Source organism: Mycobacterium sp. NGS56 (assembly GCF_059812425.1).
The window spans coordinates 121,025-128,542 of the sequence record NZ_JCALCQ010000013.1 but is presented as its reverse complement, the minus strand read 5'-3'; the positions used below and the strand labels follow the sequence as shown (position 1 = coordinate 128,542).

Annotated in this window: 7 protein-coding genes; 1 reads left to right on the top strand and 6 read right to left on the bottom strand. The window is 65.6% G+C overall.

Annotated elements, in window-relative coordinates:
• Positions 1 to 224: 224 nt before the first annotated feature.
• A complete protein-coding gene (gene meaB / locus AC5Y4F_RS23265; protein WP_067929816.1) occupies positions 225 to 1,112 on the bottom strand; it encodes a methylmalonyl Co-A mutase-associated GTPase MeaB in 888 nt (295 codons plus the stop codon).
• Between the two features lie 7 nt (positions 1,113 to 1,119).
• A complete protein-coding gene (locus AC5Y4F_RS23260; protein ID WP_499998927.1) occupies positions 1,120 to 2,259 on the bottom strand; it encodes a thiolase family protein in 1,140 nt (379 codons plus the stop codon).
• A 167-nt stretch (positions 2,260 to 2,426) separates the two neighbouring features.
• On the opposite strand from AC5Y4F_RS23260, the gene AC5Y4F_RS23255 reads away from it, so the two are divergent.
• Positions 2,427 to 3,296 carry a proline iminopeptidase-family hydrolase gene (locus AC5Y4F_RS23255; RefSeq protein ID WP_499998925.1) on the top strand — a complete coding sequence of 290 codons (870 nt, stop codon included), beginning with the start codon at positions 2,427 to 2,429 and terminating at the stop codon, positions 3,294 to 3,296.
• 21 nt (positions 3,297 to 3,317) lie between these two features.
• Here AC5Y4F_RS23255 and AC5Y4F_RS23250 read toward each other — a convergent pair whose 3' ends face one another.
• From AC5Y4F_RS23250 to AC5Y4F_RS23235, 4 genes are read right to left on the bottom strand one after another with little or no spacing between them, the layout of a single operon-like run.
• Positions 3,318 to 4,088, bottom strand: coding sequence for an enoyl-CoA hydratase/isomerase family protein (locus AC5Y4F_RS23250; RefSeq protein WP_067929819.1), 771 nt, complete (start codon positions 4,086 to 4,088; stop codon positions 3,318 to 3,320).
• A gap of 1 nt (position 4,089) precedes the next feature.
• Positions 4,090 to 5,178, bottom strand: coding sequence for an acyl-CoA dehydrogenase family protein (locus tag AC5Y4F_RS23245; protein WP_067929820.1), 1,089 nt, complete (start codon positions 5,176 to 5,178; stop codon positions 4,090 to 4,092).
• Positions 5,165 to 6,070 carry an acyl-CoA dehydrogenase family protein gene (locus tag AC5Y4F_RS23240; RefSeq protein ID WP_067929821.1) on the bottom strand — a complete coding sequence of 302 codons (906 nt, stop codon included), beginning with the start codon at positions 6,068 to 6,070 and terminating at the stop codon, positions 5,165 to 5,167. Before AC5Y4F_RS23240 ends, AC5Y4F_RS23245 begins: the two co-directional genes overlap by 14 nt.
• Positions 6,048 to 7,451 (bottom strand): class I adenylate-forming enzyme family protein, encoded by a 1,404-nt coding sequence (locus AC5Y4F_RS23235; RefSeq protein WP_067929822.1) that lies wholly within the window; start codon positions 7,449 to 7,451, stop codon positions 6,048 to 6,050. Before AC5Y4F_RS23235 ends, AC5Y4F_RS23240 begins: the two co-directional genes overlap by 23 nt.
• Between the last annotated feature and the right edge of the window lie 67 nt (positions 7,452 to 7,518).

Here is a 7,518-nt window from a genome sequence, read left to right as displayed (position 1 = left end):
GGAATTCACCGCCGCCGGTAATCGTCAGCACCGGATCAAAGCCCAAATGAGTTGATGCGCTGAAAGATTCGAACACGACACGCATAGCAACACCGGCGCGCACGCTAACCCGAACCAAAGTGATCTGTTTGAACCTCAACTCAGGGCGATAGCACGCGACGCACGTCCGCCGATCGGCCGCAAAGATGATGAAGGCCGTCCCCCAATCGCGGACAAACGCGCCGTCAGTCCGTTAGCGGTGAAGAAGGTGAAATCAGCTGATCGGCTGCGGTGTATGGGTCCTGGTCGCCGTCGACCACCGCCTCGGCGAGCCGGTCCAGATCGGGTTGGCTACGCAGCCGGGTGTGCGCCAGCGAGAGAATCTGCGCTCGCGCGCGGGCGAGCCTGCGGGCGCGGCTGTCGGTGCGGCGGTGGTCCTCGATGGCCGCCATCAGGTCTTTGATGCCCTCACCGCGGTGGGCGATCAGCGAAACGATGGGCGCGCTGGTTTCGGCCCGGAGATCCCGAACCGTCTGTTCGGCTCCGTCCCGGTCCGCCTTGTTGACCGCCACGATGTCGGCGACTTCGAGCACGCCCGCCTTGGCGGCCTGAACCGCATCGCCCGCGCCGGGATTGAGGATGACGACGGTCGGGTCGGCGACGGCAGCAATCTCGATCTCGGACTGTCCCACCCCCACCGTCTCCAGCAGGACCACGTCGTATCCGATCGCCCCCAGCAACCGGATGGCCGCAGGAACCGCGGCCGCAAGGCCGCCCAGATGCCCACGGGTGGCCACCGAACGGATGAGTACGTCGGAGTCGTTGATATGCGCGGCCATTCGGATTCGATCGCCCAGCAGCGCGCCCCCACTGAACGGGGACGATGGGTCTACTGCCAACACCGCCACCCGGCAGCCCCGTTCTCGGTACGCGGCGACCAGAGCGGCGACCGTCGTCGACTTCCCCGCGCCCGGCGGGCCCGTGATGCCGACGACCGGCCCCATGCCCTGCGGCGCGGGGCCGATGGCCGCCAGGACCTCGTCGCGCTGCTCGCCCTCGACGAGGCTGAGAAGCCTACCGGCCGCGCGGGGAGATCCGTTGCGCGCGCGGGCAATCAGATCGGCAATGATCATGTACGCATTATGGAGCCGGCACCTCGATTACCGTCGCAGAACCCATTCCACCGCCCGCACACATCGCCGCGACGCCGATGCCACCCCCGCGGCGGCGCAACTCGTGCACCAGGGTGACCAGCATCCGGGCTCCGGTCGCCGCGACGGGGTGGCCCAACGAGCAGCCACTGCCGCTGACATTGACCTTGTCGGGGTCAAGCTCGAGCAGTTTGACGGTGGCCACGCACATCGCGGCGAAGGCTTCGTTGATCTCGAAAAGATCCACGTCCGAGGCCGAAAGTCCCGCTCGGTCAAGGGCTTTCGGTATCACCTCCACCGGTGCCAGCCCGGTGATCGCCGGGTCGACCCCGACCGATGCCCACGACCGGATGGTGGCCAGCGCGGGCAGCCCCAGCCGGTTGCTGGCGATCACCAGCGCGGCCGCACCGTCGTTGGCCCCGCACGCGTTGCCGGCGGTGATCGAAAATCCCTCGATTTCAGGGTGCAGCGGCTTGAGCGCGGCTAGCTTTGCCATGGTGGTGTCCCGCCGCGGATGCTCATCGACCGCGAACAGGCCGTGCGGCGTCTCGATCGGGACGATCTCCTGCTTGAAGCGGCCCTCGTCGATGGCGGCGATGGCATTGCGGTGTGACCGCAGCGCCCAGGCGTCCATCTCCTCCCGACTCACGCCGGCCTTGACCGCGGCGTTCCAGCCAACGGTGATCGACATGTCCATGTTCGGCGCGTCGAGCCGGTTCGGATGGGTCGGCGGGAACCAGTCGACCCACTCACCGTCCACCTGCAGGCGGCTGCGCGGAGACGTCGACGCCGCATTCACACCGCCAGCGATGATCAACTCGTCCATCCCGGCGCGCACGCTTGCCGCCGCGCTCTGCACCGCCGCCTGCCCGGCCGCGCAGTGCCGGTTGTTGGCCAGGCCGGGGACGTGGGACAGTCCGGCCGTGATAGCCGCGTGGCCGGCGATCACGCCGCCCCCGTAGAGCCCTTCGCCCAGGATCACATCGTCGACCTGCGCTGGGTCCAGATCTCTTGCCGTTTCGGTAACCACATGGTGCGCCAGATCGAAAGCGCTGGTATCACGCAAAGTCCCCTTGCGAGCGGTGCCGATGGGGGTGCGCAGTGCGGACACGATGACGGCTTCAGGCACGGGGCTTCTCCAGTCCAACGAGCAAGTGCGGAACTCCGAGAGAGATCCGCACATTCATGAGAACATTATTCTCTCAACTCGAGAGTATGAGTTGCAAGGAGGGCGCCCGGGCGCGCATGCCTACACTCCATAGGAGCATCGTCCGCAACGGTTTGCCAGGAGGGTGAATGACTCAACCGCAAGGGACGATCGCGGTCCCCGGCGGGAATGTGTGGTTCAAACGGGTTGGCGCCGGGCCGGGTCTTCCGCTTCTGGTTGTGCACGGCGGCCCCGGTCTACCCCACACTTACCTGAACTCCCTGCAACGGTTGGCTGACGAACGAGAGGTCGTCTTCTGGGATCAGCTCGGCTGTGGGAACTCCGAGCGCCCGTCGAACGCCGAACTCTGGACCATGGACCGGTCCATCGCCGAAATGGATGCTGTAGTACGGGAGTTGGGGCTGGAGCGCTTCCACGTCTTCGGCAATTCGTGGGGTGGGATGATGGCCCAGCAGTACATGCTCGATGCGACATCTGGAGCCGTCAGTCTCATCATCTCGAACAGCATCGCCTCCATCCCGCAGTTCGCGAAGATGGTGGCGCGCTTGAAGTCCGAGCTGGATCCGGCCACCCAGGCCGCCATCGACCGGCATGAGGCCGCGGGCAGCACGCACGCGCCCGAGTATCAGGCCGCCATCCGCACCTGGAACGAAACCTACCTATGCCGGGTACGCCCTTGGCCGCGCGAGCTCGAGGATGCGTTCCGGAACATGGGCGCCGAAATCTTCGAGACCATGTTCGGCCCCAGCGACTTTCACATCGTGGGGACGATCCGCAACTGGGATGTGGTCGAGAGGCTCCATGAAATCACCGTGCCGACAATCTTGCTCGCGGGTAGGTACGACGAATGCGTGCCCGAACACATGTGGGATATGCACCAGCGCATAGCTGGTTCCCGTTTCGAGCTGTTCGAAGCCAGCGCTCATATGCCGTTCATCGAGGAGCCGGAAAAGTTCGATGCGGTGGTGCGGGACTTCCTGCGCCGGCAGGACGACTAAGACTGTTGGAGTGCAGTAACCTCAGTTCCTCTTGGCTGCATTGAATTTCGCAACGTTTGCCCGGAAGTCCTCGGTCAAGAAGGATTGGCTCTCGGCCGACAGCGCGTAGTCCAAGCTGGCGAGCACGGCCCGTTCCAGATGAATGTTGAGCACCCGTTTGGTGCTCTCCACCGCCTGCTGCGGCAGCTCCAAAATCTTTTTGGCCGTGGCGATCGCCTCGGCAACGGGATCATCGGCAATGTGATTGGCCAATCCGAGTTCGACAGCCCGCTGCGCGGTGATGCGGGTGCCGGTGAGGGCGAATTCCTTGGCCAGCAACAGACTGATGTGCAGCGGCCAGGTCAGCGGTCCACCGTCGGCGGCCACCAGGCCCACCTGCACGTGCGGATCGGCCAGATAGGCGTCCTCGGCGATATAGACGATGTCGCTGAGTGCTACCAGGCTGCAGCCCAGTCCGACGGCGGGGCCGTTGACCGCCGCCACCACCGGAATTCGGCAACGTGCCATGCCGAGCACGATTTCGCGTCCGTCGCGAATGGTCTTGGCGCGCAACTCAGCATCGTTGGCCAGCTCTTCGAGGTACGTGAAATCACCGCCGGCCGAAAACGCCCTGCCGGCGCCGGTGATCACCGCGGCGCGGGCCGTGGGGTCGTCGGTGAGTCGCTGCCACAATCGGGCGAGCCCCACGTGCAGGTTGTCGTTGACCGAGTTGAGCGAATCCGGCCGGTTGAGCGTGATGATGCGCAGTGCGCCGTCGGCCTGAACGTCGATTTCGGTAGGCATGTCGTACACGTCAGACTCCCAATCCCAAGATTCGTGAAGCGATGATGTTCTTTTGTATCTGTGATGTTCCACCCATGACGCTCTGCGCCCGGCTGTACAGGTAGGCGCTCAGCAGATCGGGATCGCGTGTTCCCGCGACGGCCAGGGCCGCATGCCCGACGGATTGTTCGACCCAGGTCATCAGCAGCTTGTCCAGCGAGCCTCCCGATCCGTGCGATACCCCATCGAGCTGTTCGGACAACCGACGCCGAACGTGGTGGGTCAGCATCTGCGACTGAACCGCGGCCCACGCCAGCTCTTCGGGCGCTTCGCCCTCGTTGCGCGACAACAGCTCTCGGACGAGCTTGCCGTAGCGCGCAGCATAGCCGAGCGTGGAGGGCTCGCGTTCGTGCCCCACGACGGTCATGGCGACGGCCCAGCCATCGCCGGGAGCACCGACCATCCGGTCCGTCGGCACCATCGCATCGTCGAAGAACACCTGGCCGAATTCGTTGGTAACCCCGTTGATCATTTGCAGCGGGCGCTGTTGCACGCCAGGCTGTTTCATGTCCAAGACGAACGCGGACAGGCCGCGGTGGCGCTTGGCCCCGGGGTCGGTGCGCGCGAGCAACAGACACCGGTCCGCGACGTCGGAGTAGCTGGTCCAGATCTTGTGCCCGTTCACCACATAGTTGTCGCCTTCGAGGCGAGCGGTGGTGGTCAACGACGCTAGATCCGAGCCGGCACCCGGTTCGCTGAAGCCCTGGCACCAGCGCTCGGTGCCGTTGATGATGCCGGGCAGAAAGCGCTTCCGAAGCTCGTCGCTGGCGTGTGCACCGATGCCGTAGACCAGGTAACCGACGCTGGGGCGCGGCGGCGCACCGGCGCGAACCAGCTCCTCATCGACGATGACGTCATAGACCGGCGCCAAGTCCTGGCCACCCCAGTCTTGTGGCCAGGACAGGCCGAAAAAGCCGTTCTCGTAAAGGGCGCGATGCCAGTCCGCCATGCGCACCCAATACTCGTCGCCCGAGCCGGAAAACTCCTTGGCGTGCGCGGCAAGCCACGTGCGCAGCCGTTCCCGGAAGGCGGCTTCATCGGGTGAGTCACGAAAGTCCAAGATCGATCTCCTTCAACGCGACCGGCCACAGCTCGGTCGATGTGAGCGCCCGGCGCAAGTAGACATGTGCCACGCATTCCCAGGTGTTGCCGATACCGCCGTGCACCTGGATGGCGGTCTCGCAGACGGTGCGGGTGGCGCGCGCGCAGTAGACCTTGGCGATTTGGGCGGCCCGAATGGCTTCGACCGGAGCGAGCTCATCGGCCGCCCACGCGGCATGGCGCAACACGCTCACCGAACCCTCGATCAGCGCCAGGCTTTCGGCCAGCAGGTGGGCGATGGCTTGATAGGAGCCGATCTGCCGACCGTACTGTTCACGGATTTTGGCGTAGTCGCAGGCGACGGCGTGCGCGCCCCTGGCGACACCGACCAAGTCCGCCGTCGTGGTGACCAGCGCGAGGGCCCGCCATTGCTCGGCGATCTCGGAAGACACGTCCCCCAACGTCTCCGGGGATCCTGCGATCGTGGCGTCAGCCCGGGTGAGGTCGACGCTCTGCGGCGAAGCCTGCACACCGACGGCAAGGACTGCGCCGCCCGAAAGCGACAGGGCGCGCTTGGCGCCGCGGGCATCGATCACTCGATTGTCGACGGCTACCGTTGCCGCCGATACGTCCGCGCCGACGTGGCGGCCCAGATCGTCGGCGAGGACAGGCCCGAGGAAGGGCGTGTCAACCAGGCGGCGGCCGAATTCCTCGGCCACGATCGCTACCTCCACGCCGGAGGCCCCGTCGGAACGCAACGACCGCCAGCCGGTGTTCTCGATCTGCTTGTCCAGACGCGTAATTCGGGTCTGGTCATCGAGATCCCGCACCGCTGCGGGCCCCAGATCGTCGGCGAGCTTGGCGGCGGCATCACGTAATTGCCGTTGTTCAGCTGTCAGACGTACATCCATAACGCTCCTTCAGCGCGCGGCGCAGCACCTTGCCGGAGGGCAGGCGGGGAATGTCTGGCACGAACACCACCCGGCTCAGACGTTTGTAGGACGCCAGTCTTTCGTCCACCATGGCGGTGAGTTGGGCCGCATCGACGGGCTCGGACGTCGCGACCGCGGCGACGACGGCTTCGCCGTTGCGTTCGTCGGGAATGCCGAACACCGCGCAGTCTTTGACGGCGGGATGACCGTGTAACACCGCCTCGATTTCGGCTGGAGCGACCTGGAATCCGCGCACTTTGATCATCTCTTTGAGCCGGTCGGTGATTCGCAGCCAACCGCCGGTGTCGAGCCAGCCCACATCCCCGGTGCGGTACCAACTGTCATCGATAGCCTCGGAAGTCGCTTCGGCCGGCAGGTATCCGGCCATCAGCGACGCAGACCGGGCCTGGATTTCGCCGACCTCGCCCGGACCGACCGGCTCGCCGGTCTCGAGTGAAACGACGCGTAGGTCCACCCCGGGGACGGCTCGTCCCACGGTGTCCAGCCGCGAACCTGCGACCGGATTGCACGCTACGACAGGCAATTCCGTGGTTCCGTAGGCCGGAAGCCAACGCACTCCGGTGCGCCGCGTCACCGTCTGCGCGACGTGGGTGTTGACCGGCGTGGCCCCCCACATGATGTAGCGCAGCGACGACAGGTCATAGGACTCGAGGCCGGGATGCGAGGCGATGGCCTGTGCGATCGGAGCGACCGCCATTTCCACTGTGATGCGGTCACTTTCGATGTGGTGGAGCACCCGGTCGATGTCGAACCGGCGATGCAGCCGCACCCAGGCGCCGGTCTCCCACGCGGTCAGCAGGTTCAACAGCCCGAGAATGTGTGACGGCGGTGTCGCCACCTGGATCCGGTCGTGATGCGTCAGTTGCAACGCTTGGCGCCAGTGCCGTACCGCCTCACCCAGCGAGGCGTGGGTGTGCCGGACGGCCTTCGGCAGGCCAGTGGTGCCGGAACTGAACACCAGCGCCGCATCGTTGGTGGGCGGCGGTGCGCCAGCTGTCGGCTCCGCGGCCGGGGCGGGCTCGTCCAAGTGCAGCATCGGCATCAAAGCGGCCAGCACCGGGTGGTCCCCGACGGCGTGCTCGGGGTTGGTCAGCGCGAGCGCATGGTCGACCTCGTCGCGCTTCCACGCGGGGCTGACGAGCACCGCGGTGGCAGCCAGTCGCCAGATTGCGAGGACGACGGCAAGGAACTCGGGCCGATTGGAGGCCATGACAGCGACCCGCTTACCCGCGGTGACACCGTCTTTTGCCAGGTTGGCGGCCCATCCGTCGGCCAACGCGTCGAGTTCAGACACGCTGAATCGCCGTTCCTCGAAGACGAGCGCTGCCGGCTCGGTCACGTCCCATCCCGTCTTGAGAAGATGCTATCGCTTCGTGAGAATAGTATTCTCTATACTGAAGAATGCA

Bases quoted from the DNA above. Each gene is read 5' to 3' on its own strand.
- meaB (WP_067929816.1), bottom strand. From the start codon at position 1,112: ATGATCATTGCCGATCTGATTGCCCGCGCGCGCAACGGATCTCCCCGC.
- AC5Y4F_RS23255 (WP_499998925.1), top strand. From the start codon at position 2,427: ATGACTCAACCGCAAGGGACGATCGCGGTCCCCGGCGGGAATGTGTGG.
- AC5Y4F_RS23240 (WP_067929821.1), bottom strand. From the start codon at position 6,070: ATGGATGTACGTCTGACAGCTGAACAACGGCAATTACGTGATGCCGCC.